Raw genomic sequence first — 23205 nt, 5'->3', positions numbered from 1 at the left:
CGCACAGCAGAGGCCGGGTACGCGCCGACAGCACGTACCCGGCCTCTGCTGTGCGGTTCAGGCGCCGCCTGCCGCGACGACACCCGCGCGGCGGCCGAAGAACGTCCCGTCCCCGAGGGACGTGCCGCTGACATACCCCTCGCCGTGGATGCCGGACGAGGCCCGCCCCGCGGCGAACAGTCCGGGGACGGGACGGCCGGACACGTCGAGCACCGCACCGTCCACGGTGGTGTGCAGCCCGCCCAGAGTGAACCCGGCGGCCCCCGTTCCGGCTCCCGCACCGGGACGGCCGCCCCGGTGGAAGCCGGCCCGCGGATCGACCGCCGCGAACGGCCCCGTCAACGGCCTGAGCCAGCGCGGGTCCTTGTGGAAGTACGGGTCCTGGCCCCTCGCCGCATGCGTGTTGTAGGTGCCGACCGTGGACTCCAGGGCGCCCTGCGGCATCCCGAGTTCGGTCTCCAGCTCCGCCAGGGTATCCGTGACGAACCGGGGAACCACGCCCCAGCGTTCCCGCTCGGGGATCGACTCGTATCCCTCTTCGTCGATGATCACCCAGTAGGGGGCGGGCTGGGTCAGCACGGCGGCCACGCTGAACAGTCCGGGATAGACGTCCTCGTTGATGAAGCGCATGCCGTGGGCGTTGACCAGCATGCCCCGGGTGACCATCGCGGGCAGCGCGGTCAGCGCCAGTTCGACCACACCCATCCGCCGGGTGGCGGCACCGACTGCGGCCGCCATGCGAATGCCGCTGCCGTCGTCCAGTCCGTCGCTGACCTTGTCGTGGCCGAGGAGGTGCGGGGCGTGATCGGCGAGCATTTCCTCGTTGTCGACGAACCCGCCGGTGGTCAGCACGACCCCCTTGCGGGCCCGGTAGACGAGGTCCTGGCCGTGACGGCGGGCGCCGACCCCGACGACCTGTCCGCCGTCGTCCACGACGAGTGCCGTGGCCCGGGTGTCGACGTGCACGACGGCTCCGGCGCCCTCCGCGGCGGCGATCAGCTTCTCCATCACCAGCCAGCCGCCGAACGAGTCGGTCGCGCAGCGGTGGCCGCGCGGCGCGGGGCGGGCGATCTCGTTGTACGGCCAGGCGTTCTCGCCCAGCCACATCAGGCCGTCCTTGGTGGTCGGCATCCAGGTCGGTGCGTCCCACAGGGTCGGCTCGAAGGTCAGCCCGCGGTCCACGAGCCACTGGAAGTGCTCGGTGCTGCCGTCGCAGTACAGGCGCAGCTTCTCCTGGTCGGCGTGCGGCCCGAGCGCGGCGTCGAGATAGGCGAACATGTCGTCCGCGCTGTCCTCGAAGCCGCAGGCGCGCCGCACCGGGGTTCCGCCGCCGAGATACAGTTCGCCGCCGGACAGGGCGGAGGACCCGCCGGGGCCGCCGGCCCGCTCCAGGACGAGGACGTCGGCGCCCGCCGCGGCAGCCTCGTACGCGGCGGCTGCTCCGGCGCATCCGAAGCCGACGACCAGCACATCGGTTTCCCCGTCGTAGTGGTCGACGGTCCCGGCGGGGACCGGTGTCACCGGCCGGGCCGCTCTCATGTGGCCGTCCCGGGCGGAGTGAAGGCGGCGAGGGGTTCGGAGCCGGACCAGTCGTGACCCCAGTAGCTGTCGGCGGTGATCTCCTCGGCGGTGTAGTGCGCTTCGTCGACGCGCATTCCGTCGTAGCCGTACTCGATGTCCCAGCCGCCGGGTGCGCGCACGTAGAACGACACCATCTTGTCGTTGGTGTGCCGCCCCAGGGTGGAGGAGAGCGAGAAGCCCTGCTCGGCCACGTTGTCGAGGGCGCGGCCGACCGCGTCCAGGCTGTCCACCTCGACCATCAGGTGCACGAGGCCGGGCGCCTCGCCGTGCGGGGCGGGGCACACGGCGAGGCTGTGGTGGCGTTCGTTGATGCCCATGAAGCGCACCCTGCGGGGCGACCCGCCGCCGAGCCGCATCGAGCCGCGCGGCAGGAAGCCGAGCACCTCGGTGTAGAAGGCGATCGTCTCGTCGGGGCTGGTGGTGGGCAGGACGATGTGTCCCATCCCCTGGCCGCCGGTGACAAACCGCTGGCCGAGCTTGGTCAGTACGGGACTGTGGTCGAGGATCGGGGCGAAGAACACCTCGACGGACACTCCGGCCGGATCCTCGAAGGTGATGCCCTGCTCGACGCCCCGGTCGTCGGCCTCCTGCCGACCGAGCGGTTTCACCGCCGTACCGGATGCCTCCACGGCGCGGCAGACGGCGGCGAGTGCGAACTGGTCCCGCACCTCCCAGCCGATCGACAGCACCCGGTCGTTGTCTCCGGGCAGGACGACGAGCCGGGCGCGGCGCTCGTCCATACGCAGGTACAGGCCGTCCGGGTCCGGCCCGGAGCCCTCGGCGAAACCGAGTGCGTCCACGGTGAGTTCGCGCCAGCGGGCGACGTCACGGGTCTGGACCCGGAGATATCCGAGTCCGCGGATCTGCGTCATGGGAATTCCTTTCTGTACCAACCTGCTCCGGACGAAAGCCTCAGATCATCGAGCGCATCGGGCCCTGCGGCGGCTCGACACCGATCTCGGTGAGGGCCGAGGCGTGGAAGACGGATCCCGGCACATGAATGGCGTGCGTGAGGCCCACGTGCGCGTCGCGCCAGAAGCGCTGGATCGGGTTGTCCAGCCGCATCGCGTTGCCACCGGAGCGGGCGACGACCTCGTCGACCGCGCGGACGGCCCGCCAGGCGGCGGCGGCCTGGGTACGCCGGCCGACGGCCCGCCGCTCGAAGCTGATCTCCTCGCCGGCGGCGACCGCGTCGTACATCTGGCAGATGTTGTCCAACAGCGCCGCGCGGGAGGCCGCGATCTCGGCCGCCGCGTCGCTGATGGCGTACAGCACGTACGGGTCGTCCTTCACGGCCTGGCCGGTGATCTGCACCCGGGTGCGCTGGTAGTCGAGGTGGTGGGCGAGTGCGCCCTCGCAGATGCCGATGACGGCGGCGGTGATGCCGAGCGGGAAGGCGGCCGAGAACGGCAGCCGGTAGGCGGGGTTGGCCGGCCCGGACTCCGCGGCCAGGGAACCGTCCACCACCTTGTTGTACTCGATGACGCGGTAGTCCGGCACGAAGGCGTCCTTGACGATGACGTCCTTGCTGCCGGTGCCGCGCAGCCCGACCACGTCCCACGAGTCGTCGACGATCTCGTAGTCGGCGCGCGGCAGGATGACGTGAACGGACTGCGGCGGATTGAGCCGGTTGCCGTCGGCGTCGGCGAGGAAGCCGCCGAGGAAGATCCAGCGGCAGTGGTCGGTGCCGGAGGAGAACTGCCAGCGGCCGTTGAAGACGTAGCCGCCGTCGACGGGTCTCAGCAGGCCCATCGGTGCGTACGGGGAGGCGATCCAGGTGTCGGGGTCCTCGCCCCAGATCTCCTCCTGGACCCGTGGGTCGGCCATCGCCATCTCCCACGGGTGGACGCCGACGACGCCGGTGACCCAGCCGCTGGCCCCGTCCAGGGCCGCGATCCTCATCACGGTCTCGGCGAACTCGCGCGGATGCAGTTCGAGGCCGCCGTACGTCTTCGGCTGGAGCATGCGCATCGCCCCGACGTCCCGCAGGATCTGCGCAGCCCGGTCGTCGAGCCGGCCGAGCGCCTCGTTGGCGGGGCCGAGCGCACGGATCTCGTCGGCGCGTGCCTCGACAGCTTCGAGCACGGGATTGGACATGGCTGTTCTCACTTCCCCGAGGAGTGCTGGGCGTTCTCGGAACGGTTCTTCGCCGCAAGGGCGACCGCGATCTCGATGAGCTGGTCCTCCTGGCCGCCGACGAGCTTGCGGCGGCCGGCCTCCATGAGGATCTCGGCCCCGGAGACCTGGTAGGCGGCGGCCTGACGGGCGGCGTGCTTCAGGAAGCTGGAGTAGACACCGGCGTAGCCCATCGTCAGCGACAGCCGGTCGAGCAGGCACTCGCCGTCCATGACGGGCCGCACGACGTCCTCGGCCGCGTCGATGATCTTCAGTACGTCGATGCCGGTACGGATGCCCAGCTTCTCGGCGACGGCGGCGAACCCCTCGACGGGCGTGTTGCCGGCGCCCGCGCCGAAGCGGCGGGTGGATCCGTCTATCTGTGTGGCTCCGGCGCGTACCGCGAGGACCGAGTTGGCGACGCCGAGGCCGAGGTTCTCGTGGCCGTGGAAACCGACCTGGGCGTCTTCGCCGAGCTCGGCGACCAGGGCGGCGATCCGGTCGCTGGTCTGCTCCATGACGAGGGCGCCGGCGGAGTCGACGACGTACACGCACTGGCAGCCGGCGTCGGCCATGATGCGGGCCTGCCGGGCCAGCACCTCGGGCGGCTGACTGTGCGACATCATGAGGAACCCGACGGTCTCCAGGCCGAGTTCGCGGGCCAGTCCGAAGTGCTGGACGGAGATGTCCGCCTCGGTGCAGTGGGTGGCGATCCGGCAGATCGCGGCGCCGTTGCCGGCCGCCTCACGGATGTCGTCCTGGAGGCCGAGGCCGGGCAGCATCAAGAAGGCGATCTTCGCCCGGCGGGCGGTCTTCACCGCGGCCTTGATGAGCTCCTGCTCGGGGGTGTGGCTGAAGCCGTAGTTGAAGGACGATCCGCCGAGTCCGTCGCCGTGCGTGACCTCGATGACGGGCACGCCCGCGTCGTCGAGGGCGGCGACGACGGAGGTGACGTGCGCGACGGTGAACTGGTGCTGCTTGGCATGCGATCCGTCTCTGAGGGACGAATCGGTGACCCGGATGTCCAGCTCTGAGCTGTAGGGCATGGCTCGTGTACTCCTCGGTGAGCGGCGGTCAGGCGCCGGCGCGGCGGGCGGTGATCCGCTGGGCGAAGCCCTCGCCGACCCTGGTGGCGGCGGCGGTCATGATGTCGAGGTTTCCGGAATACGGCGGCAGGAAGTCGCCGGCGCCCTCCACCTCGATGAAGACCGCGACGCGGGCGAGCCCGCCGCTGACCGCGGTCGGCCGGTCGAACTGCGGCTCGGTGCGCAGCCGGTAGCCGGGTACGTACGTGGCGACCCGGGCGACGGTCTCGTGGATGGACGCGGTGACGGCGTCCCGGTCGGCGTCGGCAGGGATCGCGCAGAAGACGGTGTCCTGCATCAGCATCGGCGGCTCGGCCGGGTTGAGGATGATGATGGCCTTGCCCTTGGCGGCGCCTCCGATCGTCTCGATGCCCCGGCTGGTGGTGAGCGTGAACTCGTCGATGTTGGCCCGGGTGCCGGGCCCTGCGGACGGCGAGGCGACGCTGGCGACGATCTCCGCGTACGCCACCTCGGTGACCCGGGAGACGGCGTGCACCATGGGGATGGTGGCCTGGCCGCCGCAGGTGATCAGGGAGACGTTCGGTGCGTCGAGGTGGTCGCCCAGGTTGACGGCGGGCACGACCGCAGGGCCGATCGCGGCGGGGGTCAGGTCGATGGCCTGGATGCCGAGTTCGGCGTACTTGGGGGCGTTGGCCCGATGGACGTACGCGGACGTGGCCTCGAAGACCAGGTCCGGCCGCTCCTGGCCGGCCAGCAGGGCGTCGACACCGTCGGCGCTCGTGTGCAGGCCGTGGTCCGCGGCGCGCTTGAGGCCGGGGCTCTGCTCGTCGATGCCGATCATCCAGCGCGGCTCGATGTCCGCTGAGCGCAGGAGCTTGTACATCAGGTCGGTGCCGATATTGCCGGATCCGACGATCGCGGCGGTCGCCTTGGTCACGGTTCGAACCTCATCCGGGTCGAGTGGGAACGGAGAACAGGTGCGGGAGGGGCGGGTCAGCCGTCGTAGGTGGCCTTCAGCCGGTCGCTGAGCGGGCGTGCCTGGCAGGCGAGGATCAGACCGTCGGCGAGGTCGGTCGCGTCGAGGACCTCGTTGTGTTCCATGGCCACCTCGCCCTCGGTGAGGACGCAGGCGCAGGCGCTGCAGCTGCCCTCCCGGCAGGAGTACGGCGCGTCCAGTCCGGCGGCGAGCAGCACGTCGAGCAGGGGCGTGTCCCGCGGCCAGTCGATGGTGTGGCGCACCCCGTCCAGCTCCACCTCGGCCGTGCTGACAGGCCCTGCGCGGTCCGGCTCCGGGGCGGGCTCGCGTTCCGCGAACGGGTCGCCGGTCAGTGAGGTGAAGCGCTCCACCGTGATCCGGTCCGGCGGTACGCCGTGCCTGGCGAGCGCTCCGGTCGTCAGGTCCATGAAGGGACCTGGGCCGCAGACGAACGCCGGGCGACCCGCATAGGCGGCGGTGAGGGTGCGCAGGCCGGATGCGGTGGGCCGGCCCTGGACGGACTCCAGCCAGTGCAGGACCGTGAGCCGTTCTCCGTATTCCTGTGCCAGGGCGATCAGTTCGTCGCGGAAGATGACGGACTGCTCGTCACGATTGGCGTAGAGGAGGGTCACCGCGCCGGTCCCCGCGTGCAGGGCGGAGACAAGGATCGACATCACCGGGGTGATGCCGCTGCCCGCGGCGCACAGCAGGAAGTCGCCGTCGAGCGAGTCCGGGGTGAAGGTGCCCGCGGGCCGCAGCACCTCCAGGGTGTCGCCCTCGGTGATGTGGTCGCAGATCCAGTGGGAGGCGTACCCCCCGGCCGTGCGCTTGACGGTCACCTTCAGGTGCTCGTCGCGCGCCGGGGAGCTGCACAGCGAATAACAGCGGGCCGCCCCGCCGGGGCGCTCGGAGGGCACCCGGACGGTGAGGAACTGGCCGGGTCGGTAGGTGAACCGGGCCCGGTCCCCGTCCGCCGGCTCCAGGACGAGCGAGTGCGCGTCGGCGGTCTCCCGGATCACCTCGACGACGCGTACGGTCAGCGGCGCCGGGCTCATGGTGCGCCTCCGGCGGCCCCGCTCCCGGCGCGGGTGGCCGCGGCCGCGTGCCGGGCCGCGACATAGCCGAACACGATGGACGGGCCGATGGTGGCCCCCGGTCCCGCGTACTCGTTGCCCATCACGGCCGCGGAGGTGTTGCCGGTGGCGTACAGTCCCGCGATGACCGAGCCGTCCTCGCGCAGCACCTGGCTGTGCTCGTCGCAGACGAGGCCGCCCTTGGTCCCGAGGTCGCCGACCTCGATGCGGATCGCGTAGTAGGGGGCCTTGACGAGCTCGTCGAGGTTGGGGTTCTTCATCGTGGGGTCGCCGTAGTACCGGTCGTAGGCGCTGTCGCCGCGCCCGAAGTCGGTGTCCTGGCCGGTCCGGGCGAAGCCGTTGAACCGTTCGACGGTCTCGGTGAGCGTGTCCGCCGGGACGCCGATGCTCCGGGCGAGTTCCGCGATGCTCTTCGCGCGGTGCACCGTGCCGTTCTCGTAGAACGCCTTGGGGAACGGCATGCCGGGCAGGATCTGGGCGAACGGGTAGCGGGCGCGGGCCTTGGCGTCCATGACGAACCAGGCGGTGGTGTGCCCGCCCTCGATCTGGTCGTGTACGAAGTTCACGTACGGCGACGACTCGTTGGTGAAGCGCCTGCCGTCGCCGGAGACAATCACCGACGGTGGGATACACCGTTCGGAGACCAGCGGAATGGTGGCGCCGGACGGATGGTGCACGGACGGCATCCACCAGGCGTCGTCCATGAAGTCGAGGGCAGCGCCGAGTGCCTGACCGGCGACGATGCCGTCACCGACGTTCTCGGCGACTCCGGCGCTGTGGTCGTCGCGACTGCCCTCGGGCAGGTACTTCTCGCGCATCTCCCGGTTGTGGTCGAACCCGCCGGTGGCAAGGAGCACACCGCGCCGGGCGCCGATCCGCACGGTCCTGCCCTCCCGTTCCACGACGATGCCGGTGACCTTGCCGCTCGCGTCGGTGACGAGTTCGGTCATCGGGCTCCGCAGCCGGACGGGGATGCCCGCGTCCTTCAGCGCCATGCGCATCCGCGCGACCAGCGCCCGGCCGCCGGTCGCCATGTGGCGGCGGCGGATCATGTTGGACGAGACCCGCCAGGCGGCGGTCAGGGAGGCCCGGCGTCCGCGCCAGGTCCGCTTGACCATGGCGAGGTCCCGGTAGTCCTTCGAGGTGATCCACAGCCCGAGCGGACCCTTGAGGCTGTTGGGCCGCTGGTACTTCTCGTCCTCGCCGAGCTTGCGGGTATCGAAGGGCAGCGCCTCGATGGACCGGCCGAGCGGGCGTCCCCCGTCGTACTCGGGGTGGTAGTCGGCGTAACCCTTGACCCAGTAGAACCGCATCCACCGGCTCTTCCCGAGCAGTTCCATCGCGGCCGGTCCCTGGTCGACGTACGCGTCGAGGCGGGCCGCGGGTACCCGGTTCTCGGTGAGCAGGTCGAGGTAACGGCGTACGGACTCGCGGCTGTCGTTGTGTCCCTTGGCCCGCAGCGTCGGGTTGTTGGGGATCCAGATGCCGCCGCCGGAGATGCCGGTCGAACCGCCGTACTTCCGGCCCTTCTCGACCACGACGGTGCTCAGGCCGCTGTCGGCCGCGGTCAGCGCGGCGGCCATGCCGCCTCCGCCACTGCCGACCACGACGAAGTCGAACTCCTCGTCCCAGGTCTCCTGGGCCGCGGGGCTCACGCCGCGTCCTCACGGGTGAGGAAGGCGAGAACCGCGCTCTCCCAGGCGGCCTTCTGTTCGATCATCACCCAGTGCCCGCAGTCCGGGAAGACGTGCAGTTCGGCGTCGGGGATGGTGCGCATCGGCACGATCGACATGTCGACCGGGCTGACCCGGTCGTCGCGCCCCCAGGTGAGCAGCGTCTTCGCGCGGAGCCGGTGGAGCATGGCCCAGTACGGCGCCTCGTCGGACGCGGCAGCTGCGGCGGCACCGGCCGCGAACGCCTTGCTCCCGTACATCCGGCGGGCACTGGCGAGCGTCTCCGGGTCGGTGGCGTGGTTCCACCGCTCCTCGATGAGCTCCTCGGTCACCAGCGACCGGTCGTACACCATGGAGTTCAGCCAGCGGACCAGGCCCTCGCGGGTCGGCTCGTCGGTGAACTCGGTGAGCAGTTCGATGCCTTCGCCGGGGCTCGGGCTGTACAGGCTGCGGCCGATGCCGCCGATCGTCACGAGGCGGCGCACCCGGTCGGGGTGGCCGAGCGCGAAGCGCGTGCCGACGATGCCACCCATCGAGTTGCCGATGATGTCGACCCGGTCCAGCCCGAGCCCGTCCAGGAAGCGGGTCACGGACGAGGCCGCCGTCACCATCGGATGACCGTCGGCCGGGTCGCTGACCCCGAATCCGGGGAACTCCAGGACGAGACAGCGGAAGTGCTCGGCGAACGCGCCCAGGTTGTGCCGGAAGTTTCGCCATCCGGTGACCCCGGGCCCGGATCCGTGCAACAGCAGCAGGGGCGGGCCGTCTCCGGCCTCGTGGTAGCGCAGCACGCCCTGTTCAGTGGCGAGTTCGCGCAGTGTGGAGTCGTGGCTCAGCGCCGTCATCATCCCTGCCTCGGTTGGCCTCGGTGTCCGGTGGACCTGGTGACCCGGTGGGCCGGCCGGGGTGGTGGTCCCTCCGGGCGGCCATGGGTGCCGTGTGATCGGTTCCTGGACCGTAGCCACGGCCCGCCGGGCCTCGCGGCGGACGTCTCGGTCAGCGGGATGCGTACGGTCACGTGGGTACGGGTGGCCTGCGGCGGCCCACGGCCCGGAACCGTTCCACTCATCGGGAACAGGACCCCGGCGCTTCGGACCGCTGTCCTACTTTCGCCGCCTGCCCGGTCCCGGGCACACCACCGCACCGTCCCCGTCGAGGTGAACCCGATGACCGCAGAGTCCCTGTCCGCGCCCGAGGTGTGCGAGGAGACCGAACCGACCCCTGCGCGAATGCGGCGCACCATGGGCACCTTCGCGTCCGGGGTCACGGTGGTGACGGGGATCGGCCGGGACGGCGTCCCTTCCGGTTTCGCATGCCAGTCGTTCGCTTCGGTCTCGCTCGAACCGGCCCTGGTGCTGTTCTGCGCCGACCACCGGGGGCGCGCGTGGCCGAGGATCCGGGAGTCGGGGCGGTTCTCCGTGAACATCCTGACGGACGAACAGGCGGATATCTGCGGCCGGTTCGGATCGAGCAAGGGCCGCAAGTTCGAGGGGCTGGACTGGGAGGTGTCCCGCTGGGGAACACCCTCGCTGCCCGGCGTCCTGACCCGGGTGCACGCCGATGTCCACGACGTGCACGGCGCGGGCGACCACGATGTGGTGGTGGGCCGGGTCATCGCCCTGGAGACCGTGACCGACCGGCAGCCGATGCTCTTCTTCCGCGGCGGCTTCGGCCTCGGTAGCCCGGCGGCACCCGTCGACCCGTGGAGCTGGGGCGCCCACTGGGGGTGAGGAGCGGCGGGCCCCGGTCGTATACAGGAGCCCCTCTCCTCCGCGGGATCTACTGCCAGTCGCCGTACTGCCCCACGGCGAGCAGCCGGTCCATGGCCTGCGGGGACCACGTCTCCCCTGGCACGGCCGCCGGCCGGCGCGCCGCCCTGACCGGCGTCTCCGGCTCGGGGAACAACTCGCGGGACACCTGCCGCGCCGCGTCCACGACCAGCGGCGCCACCTTCTCCAGCGGGGACCAGGCATCCCCCACCAGCGAGATCGCGGCGACCGGCCCCTCGGGCCCGCGGACGGCGGCGGCGACGCAGGCGATGTCCGGGAAGCACTCGCCCCGCTCGAAGGCGAGGCCGTGGCGGCGCCGGATGCGGTTGAGTTCCTGGTGCAGGGTGCCTACGTCGGCGATGGTGCGCTGCGTCAGGCGGCCGATGGACTCGGCGGCCCTGGCCTCGACGTCCTCCGGTTCGAGCCAGGCCAGCATGGCCTTGCCGAGCGCGGTCGAATGGGCGGGGGCCCGGCCGCCGACCCGGGAGGGGACGGCCGCGGCGAAGCGGCCGCCGACCTTGTCCAGGTAGTTCACCTCCGCCCCGTCCAGGACGGCCAGATGGACGACCAGGCCGGTCTGGATCTGCAGGTGGTGCAGCCTGGCCGCCGCGGCCTCGCGGATCCTGCCGTGCGCGCCGTCCCCTCCGCCGAAGCCGAGGGCGCGGCGCCCGAGTCCGTACCCGAGGCCGGTGTGTTCGAGCCAGCGCAGCCGGACCAGCTGGTCGAGAATCCGGTGCGCAGTCGACCTGGGCAGCTGCGTGGACCGGGCCACTTCCTCCAGCGAGAGCCTGGCCGTACGGCCCTCGAAGACGTCCATGATCAGCGTCACCCGCTCGACCATCGACGGTGGCAACTCGCGACGAACCGGCGCATGCACGTGAGGAGCATCTTGGACAGCCGTCATGGGTGCCTCCAGTCACAGACTGAAATGAATTCTTGTTTTCCGGAATGTAACAGCGCCCCCAGAGCTCAGTGAAGACGTACGCACGGCCTCTTTTCCGGATGCGGAGCACGCACCTCGCGGACATCGCGGAGCTCGCGCGGGGCGACCCGTGGTTCCAGCCGGTGGGCATCCCGCTCAGCTACGGCCGGTCCGGGCGCCCGCCGGCACCGGTCGTCGTGTCCGGTCACTCGCAGGTGATCACCGCCCGGATGCTGCATCATCCGGCCGAGTCCGAATCCGGTGATCTCGGACTCCCCGGCACTCCTGAGCACCCGGGGGAAGGGACCGGCCTCGCGGCGCGCTGACACTCCACCAGGCGCTCGGCGGTGCTGCAGCAGGTGCGCCGGGCCGGATCGCACGAGCAGGCTCAGGCCGGCGCACCGGCGCCCCCGAACCCAGTGCGATCCTGCAGGCTCACCCCACCAGGAAAGCCAGGGCGATCCGATCGGTGGACCTTCGCGATGCACACCCTCGTAGGCAGCTGCCTACGGCGGAACAGGAGGAGCGGGCTCGTCCCATTCAACCGTAGGCACCACAAGTCAGAGCCCCACCATGCCCACAGTTATCCGAGGCAGGACATTCGGGGCCGGCGCCGTGAGCGGGCGCGGGCCGGGCTGCGGCCACTGCGGTAGACCGGCGCTCCATGCGCCGCAGCGGGCGCCCGGACTCCCAGCCCGTGGCCGAAAATACTCGCCTGATCAGGTGACTTGGGAACTTCTTTACCGGCCCGGGGAGTTGTGACGGAGCCGGTCGCGCGAGCGTCGACCGCAACGGAACAACCAGTGTGATCAGATCAGTGAAGGAGCGACACCAGCATGGTGTTCAAACGGCTGCTCGGGGCGATCGGCGTAGGCGGCCCCTCGGTGGACACGGTCCTCGCCGGCGGCGCGGTGCTGCCCGGCGGCACGCTGTCCGGGCAGGTCCACCTCGAAGGCGGCTCCTCGGCCGTGGAGATCGAGCACATCACGCTCGAACTCGTCGCCCGGGTCGAGGCGGAACACGAGGAGGGAGAGAGCGAGGGCTTGGTCGTCTTCGAACGGTTCACGGTCGGTGGTGGCTTCCGCCTCGCCGAGGAGGAGCGGCGAAGTGTCCCGTTCAGCGTGACCCTGCCCTGGGAAACCCCGGTCAGCGAGCTGTACGGACAGCCGCTGGGCATCGTGCTCGGCGTGCGCACCGAGCTGGCAGTGGCCGGAGCCAAGGACAAGGGCGACCTGGACGCGCTCGCGGTGCGCCCCCTGCCCGTGCAGGAGGCAATCCTCGAAGCCCTCGGCCAACTGGGCTTCGGCTTCAAGTCGGCCGACCTCGAATACGGCCGCATCGGTGGTACGGGGCAGCTGTTGCCCTTCTACCAGGAGATCGAGCTGACCCCGTCGGCGCAGTACGTGCACGCGGTCAACGAGATCGAGCTGACCTTGCTCGCCTCCCCCGTCGGCCTGGAGGTCGTCCTGGAGGCCGACAAGCGCGGCAGCCTCCTCTCCTCCGGCCACGACGCTCTGACCCGCTTCACGGTCGGTCATCACGAAGTCGCCACCCGCGACTGGAACACCCAAGTCGACGGATGGATCCGCGAGTTGATCGACCACCGCGCGTCGTACGGCACACACGACGCATACGTACACGGTGATCCGTACGGCGGCACCCACCAAGAACACCATCATGACCATCACGACAGCCACCACCGCTCGGGCCCGGGCATCGGCACGGCGGTCGCAGCCGGTGCGGCGGGTCTCGCCGTCGGTGTCGTCGGCGGCATGGTCGCGGCCGAAGTCGTCGACGAGGTCGGCGACTTCTTCGAGGCCGACGAGGACGAGGGGGGCGACGAGGGCTGAGCACACCACCGGGTGTTCAGCGGCTGCCCGCATGGGTCACGCGCCGACGGCGCGCAGGAAGTGGTCGGCGTCCTCGGCCTCGGCCAGGCGTCCCACTTCCAGCCAGGAGCCGTCGCTGAAGCACAGTCGGAACGTGGCGAAGCCGCGTGGCTGACCGGTCTCGCCGTCGACGTGTACCTGGTGCGACGGGAATTCCTCGACGATCCGGAAGTCGTCCGCTTTCGTGGGCGACAGCCGACGGCGCGGAGACGCGGCCACGCAGACCCGGTCGTGGGCCAGCATGACGAGACGCTTCGGATTGGGCGAGTGCCCGTACCAGCGCAGGAGCAGTCGGCCGGCGGTCAGGTCCCAGTTCCCGTCGAAGATGCCGTTGGTCGGATCCATGGCCGGGTCGTGGCCCCGCGCCGACCCGCGCGCACCGGAAGCCGTCCCCGCCGCGGCCGGCTGCTGTCCCCGCGACCGCCTCGACGACCGCGGTCGGACGAGGCGGTCGCCGAGCTTGTCGATCAGGATCACCGGGACGACCACGAAGAAGAACACCACGGCTCCGACATACAGCAGCCAGTGGTGTCCCGGCTTGAGCCGTCCCTTGCCGGCGGCTCGGTGAGTCTCCTCAGGCGGCTTGGGTATGGGCTTGTGGACCTCGCACCAGACCAGAGCCACGGGATCCTCCCCCAGGATCTCGCGTGCCCGTCGCCGCACCTTGCGCTTCGCCATGCCGGGAATCATAAAGCTCGTCGGCCGGGCCGAACTTCTGCGTCTCCTCGTCCACGGGTCAGTTCACCCGGCCTTCCTCGAAGTCGCCAGGGTGTCCGGGAGCAACAGCGGGCGCCGGCCCGCCCTCTCCGGGCGGGCCGGCTCGTCACTCGTCACGCTTGAGCGCCTTGGTCTCGCTCTTGAAGATCCGGGCCGCCTTGCCCGCCGAACGCGTCAGCTCGGGCAGCTTCTTGATCCCGAGGACCACGACGACGACGAGGAGGATCAGGGCAAGTTCACTCAAGCCAAACATCAGGTCTGCTCTCTGCCGGGGCGGACGGCGGCCGACCGGCGTACCGGTGACACATCGTCCTCTACATTGCTGTAGAAGTCTCTCCTGGAGCGTGATCATTCAACAAGCCCGCCTTCCGGCCCGGTTGGCCGGGAGCAGTGTGCTGCACGGAGGAACAGAGCAGGATGACCGACGGCATCCCCACAACCCGACTGTCCCTGGCGCGGCGCTGCCGCGCCCTCACGGAGGCGCGCTGGTTCGCCGTCACCGTGTTCACCCTGATCCTCGCCAACGCGGCACTGCTCGGGATCGAGACGTACACCGGGGTCGTCGACGACTGGCAGCGCTGGCTACGCCTGGCCGAGCACACCTGCGTGGCCGCCTTCACCGTCGAGATCCTGCTGCGCCTGGCTGCCCACGCGGACCGTCCGAAGGACTTCTTCCGCGACCCGTGGAACCTCTTCGACCTCGCAGTCGTCCTCAGCGCGTTCCTCCCTGTCGTGCGCGAGAACACCACCGTGCTAAGGCTGTTGCGCCTGGCCCGTGTCCTGCGCACCGCCCGCTTTCTGCCCCAGTTGCGGATCGTCCTGGTGGCGGTCGGACGCAGTCTGCCCGGCACACTCAGCTTCCTGCTCGTCGGAGCACTGCTGCTGTATGTCTACGCGATGGTGGGCTGGGTCTTCTTCGCCCGCCATGACCCGGAGCACTACGGCTCCATCGGCCGCGCCGTGCTCACGCTCTTCCTCCTGATGACTCTGGACGGCATCGGCGACGCGGTTCGCGCGGGCCTGGAGATCTCACGCTGGAGCATCGTCTACTACGCCTCGTACGTCCTGCTCGCCTCGTTCGTCCTCGTGAACGTCCTGATCGGTGTGGTCATCACCTCGCTCGACGAGGCCCGCGACATGGAAAAAGCGGAGGAATCGCCCTCCGTGGCCGCAAGGCCGGTGGACGGCGGCTCACTTCACGAGCGCATCGCCACGGCCCGCCGCGCCCTGGACGACCTGGATGAGGAACTCGCACGTACGGCCTCGCCCCCTCACCTCACAACTCCTGACGAAGCCCCGGCAGCCGACGCAGCCCTGCCGCAGGCAGGAACGCTATCGGCGGCACAAGCGCCGTGACCCACGCGCCGACCGCGGATGGCCCGCGGTCGGCCAGGTACCGCTGTGCGGTCACGCGACAAGCGGATGCCTCGGGTCGTGCAAGGAAGGTGGCTGCGGCTACCCCGGCGAGCAACAGGAGCAGCGCCCGATGCCCCCGGAGCCCGGCCGACAGCACGACGTGCAGCCGGTCCCGCACTCCGGCCTCTCGGCCCCGGCTCCGGCTGCGGCTGCGGCTGCGGCTGCGGCTGCGGCTGCGGCAACAACGGATCGATCAGCAGCCACAGTTCGTCCGAACGATCCACGGACGCGCCCCACTGACTCGGCCGCTACCGATCACCGACGGGAATCCGCACGACGACCCGAGCACCTGGGTGGTTGGCCTCGATGTGGGCGTTGCCGTGATGGGCGGTGACGATGTCGCGGACGATGGCCAGCCCCAGGCCGCTGCCGCCCGTGTCCCGTGCGCGCGCGTGGTCGAGTCGGGTGAAGCGCTCGAAGACGCGTTGCCGGTCGGCGGCAGGGATGCCGGGCCCGTCGTCGGTCACGACCAGGTTTGCGGTGTCGTCCACGACGTAGAGGCGGATGTCGATGCGGGTGGCGGCATGGCGAAGCGCGTTGTCCAGCAGGTTCCGTACCACGCGGGCGAGGGCATCCCTGTCACCGTGGACTCGTGCGGCGCTGACGGCGCGCTGGTCGATGACGAGTGAAGTACGCTGACGGGCCTCGCCCACCTCGGCGAAGACGATCTCGTCCAGGTCGACGGCGCGTTTGCGCAGGCGTGGGCGAGCGTCGAGGCGGGCCAGTTGTACAAGATCGTCGACGAGCCGGGAAAGCCGTTCGGTCTCTTCGAGCAGGGCGGGGGCGAGTGATCGCCAGTCGGCGGCTTCGGGATGGCTGACTGCGACCTCCAGGCGTGTGTGCAGGGTACTCAGAGGGCTGCGCAGTTCGTGGGCGGCGTCGGCGACGAAACCTCGCTGCCGCCGGGTCGAGGCCTCCAGGCGGCCAAGCAGGTCGTTGAAGGTCTTCGCCAGCCGGCCCAGAGCATCCTCGGCGGGGGGCACGTCGAGTCGGCGCCCCAGGTCCGAGGCGGTGATCTCGGCGGTCTGGGTGCGCAGGGAATCCACAGGGCGCAGCGCGCGCCCGGTGAGCAGCCATACGACGCCGGTGAGCAGGGCCACGACCGATGGCACGGTGATGGCGAGGCCGAACGTCAGCTTGGCCTGGCCACGGTCGATGTCCTCGGTGGACATGGCGACGTACACGGTCATCGGGTCGTGGTGGGTACCGGCCGGGACGGCCACAGCACGCCAGGCACCGCTTTCGCCCACTGGGACGTCGTGGAGGGTGCGGGCGTGTGGGGTACCGGATGCGTTCGGCGGGAAGTCGAACAACCGGGGTTTGTTGCGCAGATTCGCCGAACTGGCTCGCACTGTTCCCTTGGCGTCGACCACTTGGACAGCGGATTCGCCGTGGAAGGTGTTGTGCAGTTCGGTGCCGCGCGGTTCGGCCTCAAGGGTTGCTGCGACGACCTGGGCGTCCTGCAGTGCGGTCTGGTCGAGCTCGCTGATGAGACTTGATTGAAGCCACAGAACGAGCAGCACAGCGGCGCCGGCCAGTCCGAACGCGATCATGAGGGCAGCCGCAACGGTCAGCCGCAACCGCAGCGACCGGCGGGACCACCAAGTCCGGATGTCGACGTGCATCCGCTGACCTCCTCAGCTCCGCAGCCGGTAGCCCGCTCCGCGGACGGTCTCGATGGTCTGGCGGTCGAACGGGGTGTCGATCTTGCGCCGCAGGTAACCGACGTAGACCTCGACAATGTTGGTGTCGCCGTCGAAGTTCTCGTCCCACACGTGCGTGAGGATCTCTGTCTTGCTGACCACTTGGCCGGCACGCCGGAGCAGGAATTCCAGGAGGGTGAACTCCCTTGCAGTCAGGTCGATCTCATGGCTCCCGCGACGGCACCGCCGACGAGCGGGGTCCAGGGTGAGGTCGTTGACCGCGAGCACCGCGGGCCGGGGTGGTGCGCCTCGGCGCAGAAGCGCCCGCAGATGGGCCACAAGTACCACGTACGAGAACGGCTTGCTCAGGTAGTCGTCGGCGCCGAGGTCCAGGGCGTCCGCCTCGTCGTACTCTCCGTCCTTCGCCGTGAGCATCAGCACAGGGGTCCACACATGTGCTGCCCGCATCCGTTTGAGGACCTCGTACCCGGACAGGCCGGGCAGCATGATGTCCAGCACGATGACATCGTGCGGCTCGTGGAGAACCCGCCAGAGCCCGTCCACACCGTCATATGCGGTGTCGGCGACGAAGCCCTCCGAAGCGAGTCCGTCGGCGATCGCCGCGGCAAGTCCACGCTCGTCCTCGATGATCAGCATCCGCATGGCAGCCTCTCCATCCACCCTAGTGCCGCACCGTACGGACTGTCCCCTGAGAAGCCGCTGAGGGCGTGGCGGGTTCTCAGGGTCCTCTCAGTGCCCGCAGCACACGCTGGAGGCCTCAAGCAGGTGAGGAGGGAGAGGAACCATGACAGACAGTCGAGACAGGCGCCGGGACAGGGATGAGGTCCGGCGAGGCGAGCGTGATGCACCCGGGATCGACACGACGCGAGAGCAGGCACGGCGTGGTGACGAGCGGGAGCGCCGGGACAGGATGCCGGATGACGACAGGCGGTCCGCGAATGACCGGGAGAGGGAGATCGAGGACGCGCGTGAGCGCCTGATCCGCACTTCCCGTGTCGCCGACCACCCGGTCGGCAGGTAGGAGCCGGAGCCACCGGCTGCTCCTTGGTGGCAGCAACGGCGGTCGGCCGGGGAACCCGGTCGGCCGCCGTGCGCAGTCAGCGGCGACGGACGGCGATCGCCGCGACGCGGCTCCTGCCGAGCGCGATGTCGGCGATCAGCCGGCCCGGCGAGTTCTGAGCGGGGACGGGCCCTGTTCCGACGTCGTCGACGGAGAACCCGCGTGTCAGACCTGTTGGACGAGCCACAGTCGCACCGCGATCGTCGGATCGAGGCTTGGCGGTGCGGGCACCGCAGTCATCTCTCCATCACGGCATTCAACATCACGGCATTCAACCGCGGTCATCTCTCCATCACCGCATTCACGAGGTCCACAGCGAGGTCCCGGGTGTGTTGGACCGGGAGGCGGTTGTCGGTGTACCAGTCGTCGCCGGCCTCCGGGTGCGGTCCGGTGACCCCCACGCGGCCGGCACCGAACCGGGTCACGACCGCAGCGGTCGCACCATTGGCGTAGGTGGCCAGGACAATCGCATCCGCGTTCGCATCGAGCGCGAAGTACGGTCCGTCCTGGAAGAAGACAGTGCGGGGCCGTCCACGCCACATCACCCCGACCAGCGTGTTGCCGGTGTCGTGGACTGTGCATCCCGGTGAGCGGATGTACTGGTCGGTGTCGCCGGGCAGCAGGGCGAATCCGGGGGTGGCCCCCGCCAGATAGGCGCCCAGGCAGAATCCCAGGTAGCGTCCGCCGCCATGGACGAAGCCGCGGATCGCGTCACGTTGCCGCCTCAGCTTCCGGTAGGCCGGCCGGAGCGACATGCCACCCGGCTGGGCGTACACAAGGGCCCTGGACAGCGACTCGGCCGACAGCTTCAGGGCCTCGCGCGGGCCGGCGAAGCGGACATCCAGTTGCCACGGGCCGGCGGCGAGCAGGTCCGCGACCGCCTCCGGGCAACCGGGCAGCGATGCCGGTCCCCGGTAGACGAGCGCGAGCGGGCGGGGTCCGGGCGTCTCGGCCTCAACCATGTCTTCCTCCTCACCGCCGCGTTGTGGTCATGCGTCGCGCACCGCGGTCGACCACGACCGGTCCCCCTGAACCGGTCGGGGACGGCTCGTCACTCCTTCGGCGGGGAGCCCTCGCCAACTCGTCCCCAGCGGCAGGTGTTCCCCCTTCATGACCAGGGACAACGCCCCGAGCCCGACACGCTCGCCCACCACCGCGTCGTACAGCACGATGGCCCGGGTGCCGATATCCGCACCGGACCGAACAGTCACCGTCGACATCTTCATGACACGATCTTCGAACAAATGTGTCTGCAGTGAGACGTTCCTGTCGACCGCGACGTCGTCGCCCACCTCCACCAGGTCGAACTCGGTGAGGAAGGTGGTGCCGATCCAGGTACGTCGGCCGATGTGGGCACCGAACATTCGGAGTACCACCGGCAGGAACGGAGTCCCGACCAGCACACCCACCCCCGCCGGGACCGCGGCCGCCTCGAAAAGGCCGGTGACGAACTCCGTACGCCGTACGAACAAACTCCACAGCGGCTCGACACGCGGCCGGTACCTGCCGATGACGACGAGCTTGGCCACCACGCAGTAGGCGATGGCCGCGAACGCCGCGCCGATGGCCAGGAAGGGCGACACCAGCACCGGGACCAGCGGGCCGCCACCACGGGCGAGGCCGGACAGTGCCAGCAGGTACAGGTAGGCACTGGTCGCCAGAACCGAGGCGGGCATGGTGACACGGAAGAACTCGATACCCAGACGAACGAGCACCGCCCTGCGGGTCGGCCGGTACGTCAGCTCCTCCGGGTACGAACCGCTGCTCTGGCGCACCGGCAGCCGCAACGCGGGGGAGCCGAGCCATGTGGTGCCGTCGGGCACACCGTCGGGTGGCGGGACCGTACCCACGCCGACCAGGGAGCTCGCACCCAGCTCCGTGCCGGCCGCCACCAGCGCCGCATTACCGACGAACGCCCGGCTTCCCACCGTGGTGGGCCCCATGGCCACCTGGCCGGCCGCGAAGACTGCGGCACCGATGCTCGCATTGTCCGCGACGAAGCTTCTTTCCTTGAGGTTCAGCAGGCCCGGCTCGACGTACGCGACGGTGGAGACCTCGGCACCCTGGCCCACGCGCGCGCCGAGCAGCCGCAGCCACGGCACGGTGTAGAGGGTGGCGTAGAGAGCGTTGGTGAAAGTGAGGCTGTACTCCATCAGCTTGTCCACGACCCACTTGCGCACGCCGAGCGAGGAGCGCGCCGAGTGGATGCCCACGGGCACCTCAGGCAGGACCACGCGCTTGCCGACGGCGACCACCAAGCACACCGTACCCACGAAGACCGGGCCGGACAGCGCGGTGGCAGCCAGCCCCGAGCCCGCACCCCAGCGCAGCCATGCGAACCAGAACAACGCGATGCCGGGCAGGACCGTCAGCAGCGGAGCCAGCTCCAGGAACACCAGGCCGAGCAGCGCCGCAAACAGATGTCGCGGCCGCCAGTGATCTGCAACGCCACGTGTGCGCAGCATCGTCTCGACAACCGGGGCGAGGGCCTCGACCCGGCGCGCCGGTGATCCGGTCCAGCGCGCTCCGGCCGCCATCGACGCGTCCTGGCCGATCACGGACTGCTCACCGAGCGCGGACCCCGGCCCCATGCACGCACCGGGTTCAAGCACTGCGTTGGCACCGACGAAGGCCCGCTCGCCCACCGTGATCGGAGCGACGGTGACCCATCCGTCCGCGACCTTCCAGGGGCGAAGTGAAACGCCGTAGCCGACCGCCGCGTCGCTGCCGATCCTCAGTAGAGCCGGCAGACCGATGAGGCCGGTGGCGATCGTGGCGCGGGCTCCGACGCGTGCACCGAGCAGCCGAAGGTAGGGAGCCATCATGGGAGAGCCGCTGAGTACCCGCAACGGGCTGATCTCCAGCAGCAGGTTCAGCACCCACAGGCGCAGATAGGTCAGCCCCCACAGTGGGTAGCGGCCGGGTGCGATGCCGTTCTCCAGCAGGCGCGCCAGAGCGAGAGGAACGATCCAGCGCACCGCCAGGTAGCCGGCCAGGACGGCGATCGTCGGCTGCACGACCTCCCCGCCCGAGACCTGGCCGTGGCGTGCGGTGTACGAGACGGCCACAGGCAGCGTCAGCAGAAGGAGCACGAGGTAGAAGGCCCCCGCCTGGGCCAGTCCGGCGAGCGCGATCCGGCAGCGGCTGTGACGGATGAACGGGCGGGGCGGACTGGTGGCCATGGTGGCCGCCGAGGCGCGTATCCGCTCTGCGAACCCCTGCACCGTCGGGTGCTCGTACAGGTCGCGCAGAGTCGGGCCGGTTCCGCCGTCGCGGCCGCGCAAGAGCGATACGGCCTGTGCGGCGAGCAACGAGTGGCCGCCGAGGTCGGTGAAGAAGTTCGCCTCGGCCGACACCTCGTCGGGAGCGAGGCCGAGCACCTGTGCCCAGGCGTCCCGCACCCGCGTCTCCAGCTCACCACGGACGGGCACCATGCGGCCGATCCCCATGAGTCGGCGGCCGGTCGGAGCGGGTAGCAGCCGGCGGTCGACCTTGCCGCTCGGCATGGCGGGAAGGCGGTCGAGAATGTCCAGGAACGACGGCACCATATAGGCGGGCAGAGTACGTTGCAGGCGCTCGTGGAGGCGGGCGGCGAGGTTGCCGTCGGAGGCTGCGTCCGGACCGGGAGATTCTGTGGCACGTACGACGTAGGCGGCGAGCACCGTGGCGCTCTCGGTCTCGCTGTGCCCGGCCGGGTCCAGGTCGTGCCGGGTCAGCGGAGACCTGCCCGTGTCCGGCGCTGCGACGAGCGCGGTGACCGCTTGAGCTACGCCGGGGTCCTCCAGCAGCACGTTGTCGATCTCGTCGAGTGCCACCCTGTATCCCCGGATCTTCACCTCGGCGTCGGCCCGGCCCAGGTACTCGATCTCCCCGTCGACGGTCATCCGGCCGAGGTCACCGGTGCGGTAGAGCCGGCCGCCCCGGGGAGCCAGCGGGTGCTCGATGAAACGGTCGGCGGTCAGGTCCGGCCGGCCCACGTAACCGCGGGCCAGGCCGGGACCGCCCAGGCATATCTCGCCGGCCGAACCGTGGGGCACGGGCCGCCGCTGTTCGTCCAGAAGCACCACCGAGTACGTCGGCAGAGGCCGCCCGATGGTGACGGGCCGGTTTGCACGCAGTTCCTGCCAGGTCGCCGTGACCGTGGCCTCTGTCGGTCCGTACGTGTTGAGGATGCGGCGTCCCGGCCTGCTCCACCGCTCGACGAGCCTCTGCGGGCACGCCTCGCCGCCCACGACGACACTGCGAACCCGCGGCAGGTCGCGCGGGATCGTCGCCAGCAGCGTCGGCACGCAGTACAGCACCGTGACGCGACGCGTCTCCAGGAAGTCGGCGAGCTCGTCACCGAGCCGCGCGGGTCCGCTCGGCCCGGCGACGAGCGTGGCGCCTGCCGCCCAGGTCGGCCAGATCTCCTCGATGGAGAAGTCGAACGAGATGGTCATGCCCTGGAACACCCGGTCATCGGGGCGTACGGCGTACACGGGAGTCACGACACCGAGGAAGTTACAAATGCTTGATTGGGCGATCTCCACGCCCTTGGGCCTGCCGCTGGAGCCCGAGGTGTACATGATGTACGCGGTGGGATCGCCTTCGTACCGGCCCGCGGCGGACGTGTCGGCAGGCGGCCGTGTCCTGGGAAGACGAGCGAGTTCACCGGCCCAGGCGTCGGTCCGGATCACCCGGCACGCTCCCTGCTCCTCCGTCTCCGCACGCCCGGTGCACGGCATCAGAACTCCCGTGGTCAGCAGGACGCCGGCCCCTGCGTCGCCCAGGATGTACGCGATGCGTTCGGGTGGGGACGCGGGGTCGAGCGGCACGAACGTCGCCCCGGCCTTGCACACGCCCAGAAGCGAGATGTACATGCCCACAGAACGCGGTAGCAGAACAGCCACGCGAGTGCCCGTACCGACGCCCACACGGCGCAGGTAGTGAGCCACCTGGTTGGTGCGTGCGTCGAGATCGGCGTACGTCAGACGCTGCTCGTCGCATTCCAGGGCGACGGCGCACGGTGTGCGGTCACAGGCGCCTTGAAAGAAGTGGTGCAGCCGACGGGCCGTGCTCGTAGCGCTCGGGTCGGCGAAGTCTCCAGCCGGAACGACAGGCGGGTCCACGGTGTGGGAGGTCATGGGGAACCTCCTCCTCAGCTCGGGTGAAGGACGCCCGGTGGTCCGGGAGGACGGTTCCAGCCTGTACGGCGCCCGCTGAGAGGAGGCTGAGACAGAACATCACCTGATCGGTCTGTGCGCCTGCCGTGAGAGCGGCTCCCCACCGATTCGCCCTCCTGTC

19 protein-coding genes are annotated in these 23205 nt (G+C 70.2%); 4 read left to right on the top strand and 15 right to left on the bottom strand.

Annotation, left to right across the window (positions count from 1 at the left end; all coding sequences use genetic code 11):
- Nucleotides 1-57: 57 nt before the first annotated feature.
- From GA0115254_RS06430 to GA0115254_RS06395, 8 genes are all read right to left on the bottom strand, one after another.
- Nucleotides 58-1539, bottom strand: coding sequence for an FAD-dependent oxidoreductase (locus tag GA0115254_RS06430; RefSeq protein WP_093894314.1), 1482 nt, complete (start codon nucleotides 1537-1539; stop codon nucleotides 58-60).
- Nucleotides 1536-2453: a VOC family protein gene (locus GA0115254_RS06425; RefSeq protein WP_093894313.1), complete on the bottom strand. Its 918-nt coding sequence runs from the start codon at nucleotides 2451-2453 to the stop codon at nucleotides 1536-1538. Before GA0115254_RS06425 ends, GA0115254_RS06430 begins: the two co-directional genes overlap by 4 nt.
- A 40-nt stretch (nucleotides 2454-2493) precedes the next feature.
- Nucleotides 2494-3678, bottom strand: a complete 1185-nt coding sequence (locus tag GA0115254_RS06420; protein ID WP_093894312.1) for an acyl-CoA dehydrogenase family protein — start codon at nucleotides 3676-3678, stop codon at nucleotides 2494-2496.
- Between the two features lie 8 nt (nucleotides 3679-3686).
- On the bottom strand, nucleotides 3687-4742 hold the full coding sequence (dmpG, locus tag GA0115254_RS06415) for a 4-hydroxy-2-oxovalerate aldolase (protein WP_093894311.1): 1056 nt from the start codon (nucleotides 4740-4742) through the stop codon (nucleotides 3687-3689).
- Between the two features lie 28 nt (nucleotides 4743-4770).
- Nucleotides 4771-5625 (bottom strand): acetaldehyde dehydrogenase (acetylating), encoded by an 855-nt coding sequence (locus GA0115254_RS06410; protein ID WP_370740837.1) that lies wholly within the window; start codon nucleotides 5623-5625, stop codon nucleotides 4771-4773.
- A gap of 110 nt (nucleotides 5626-5735) precedes the next feature.
- Nucleotides 5736-6773 carry a ferredoxin--NADP reductase gene (locus GA0115254_RS06405; RefSeq protein ID WP_093894309.1) on the bottom strand — a complete coding sequence of 346 codons (1038 nt, stop codon included), beginning with the start codon at nucleotides 6771-6773 and terminating at the stop codon, nucleotides 5736-5738.
- Nucleotides 6770-8467, bottom strand: a complete 1698-nt coding sequence (locus GA0115254_RS06400; protein WP_093894308.1) for an FAD-binding protein — start codon at nucleotides 8465-8467, stop codon at nucleotides 6770-6772. Before GA0115254_RS06400 ends, GA0115254_RS06405 begins: the two co-directional genes overlap by 4 nt.
- Nucleotides 8464-9330 (bottom strand): alpha/beta fold hydrolase, encoded by an 867-nt coding sequence (locus GA0115254_RS06395; protein ID WP_256102423.1) that lies wholly within the window; start codon nucleotides 9328-9330, stop codon nucleotides 8464-8466. Before GA0115254_RS06395 ends, GA0115254_RS06400 begins: the two co-directional genes overlap by 4 nt.
- Nucleotides 9331-9651: 321 nt before the next feature.
- On the opposite strand from GA0115254_RS06395, the gene GA0115254_RS06390 reads away from it, so the two are divergent.
- Entirely contained in the window at nucleotides 9652-10215 is a 564-nt protein-coding gene (locus tag GA0115254_RS06390; protein WP_093894306.1) for a flavin reductase family protein, read from the top strand.
- Nucleotides 10216-10264: 49 nt separating this feature from the next.
- Here the strand turns inward: GA0115254_RS06390 and GA0115254_RS06385 are convergent, their stop codons facing one another.
- Nucleotides 10265-11095: an IclR family transcriptional regulator gene (locus GA0115254_RS06385; protein WP_218105514.1), complete on the bottom strand. Its 831-nt coding sequence runs from the start codon at nucleotides 11093-11095 to the stop codon at nucleotides 10265-10267.
- Nucleotides 11096-11256: 161 nt separating this feature from the next.
- Between GA0115254_RS06385 and GA0115254_RS06380 the strand changes: the two genes are divergently transcribed.
- Nucleotides 11257-11502 carry a hypothetical protein gene (locus GA0115254_RS06380; protein WP_093894304.1) on the top strand — a complete coding sequence of 82 codons (246 nt, stop codon included), beginning with the start codon at nucleotides 11257-11259 and terminating at the stop codon, nucleotides 11500-11502.
- A gap of 510 nt (nucleotides 11503-12012) precedes the next feature.
- Nucleotides 12013-13026 carry a sporulation protein gene (locus GA0115254_RS06375; protein WP_093894303.1) on the top strand — a complete coding sequence of 338 codons (1014 nt, stop codon included), beginning with the start codon at nucleotides 12013-12015 and terminating at the stop codon, nucleotides 13024-13026.
- Nucleotides 13027-13062: 36 nt separating this feature from the next.
- Here GA0115254_RS06375 and GA0115254_RS06370 read toward each other — a convergent pair whose 3' ends face one another.
- Both GA0115254_RS06370 and GA0115254_RS06365 read right to left on the bottom strand, forming a co-directional pair.
- The gene (locus GA0115254_RS06370; RefSeq protein ID WP_093894397.1) at nucleotides 13063-13743 is read right to left on the bottom strand and encodes a hypothetical protein; all 681 of its coding nucleotides are present in this window, start codon (nucleotides 13741-13743) and stop codon (nucleotides 13063-13065) included.
- A 145-nt stretch (nucleotides 13744-13888) separates the two neighbouring features.
- Nucleotides 13889-14035 (bottom strand): twin-arginine translocase TatA/TatE family subunit, encoded by a 147-nt coding sequence (locus tag GA0115254_RS06365; RefSeq protein WP_093894302.1) that lies wholly within the window; start codon nucleotides 14033-14035, stop codon nucleotides 13889-13891.
- 164 nt (nucleotides 14036-14199) lie between these two features.
- On the opposite strand from GA0115254_RS06365, the gene GA0115254_RS06360 reads away from it, so the two are divergent.
- A complete protein-coding gene (locus GA0115254_RS06360; RefSeq protein WP_093894301.1) occupies nucleotides 14200-15138 on the top strand; it encodes an ion transporter in 939 nt (312 codons plus the stop codon).
- A 308-nt stretch (nucleotides 15139-15446) separates the two neighbouring features.
- Here GA0115254_RS06360 and GA0115254_RS06355 read toward each other — a convergent pair whose 3' ends face one another.
- The 4 genes from GA0115254_RS06355 to GA0115254_RS06335 form a co-directional block, all read right to left on the bottom strand.
- Nucleotides 15447-16823 carry an ATP-binding protein gene (locus GA0115254_RS06355; RefSeq protein ID WP_176740003.1) on the bottom strand — a complete coding sequence of 459 codons (1377 nt, stop codon included), beginning with the start codon at nucleotides 16821-16823 and terminating at the stop codon, nucleotides 15447-15449.
- 12 nt (nucleotides 16824-16835) lie between these two features.
- On the bottom strand, nucleotides 16836-17504 hold the full coding sequence (locus GA0115254_RS06350; RefSeq protein WP_093894300.1) for a winged helix-turn-helix domain-containing protein: 669 nt from the start codon (nucleotides 17502-17504) through the stop codon (nucleotides 16836-16838).
- A gap of 699 nt (nucleotides 17505-18203) precedes the next feature.
- Entirely contained in the window at nucleotides 18204-18884 is a 681-nt protein-coding gene (locus GA0115254_RS06340) for a BPL-N domain-containing protein (protein ID WP_093894298.1), read from the bottom strand.
- 27 nt (nucleotides 18885-18911) lie between these two features.
- Nucleotides 18912-23045: a Pls/PosA family non-ribosomal peptide synthetase gene (locus tag GA0115254_RS06335; RefSeq protein ID WP_093894297.1), complete on the bottom strand. Its 4134-nt coding sequence runs from the start codon at nucleotides 23043-23045 to the stop codon at nucleotides 18912-18914.
- Nucleotides 23046-23205 lie beyond the last annotated feature (160 nt).

Source organism: Streptomyces sp. Ncost-T10-10d, from assembly GCF_900091955.1.
GTDB lineage: Bacteria > Actinomycetota > Actinomycetes > Streptomycetales > Streptomycetaceae > Streptomyces.
Note: the sequence above shows the minus strand (reverse complement) of the source record. Positions and strands in the feature narration are given on the sequence as shown.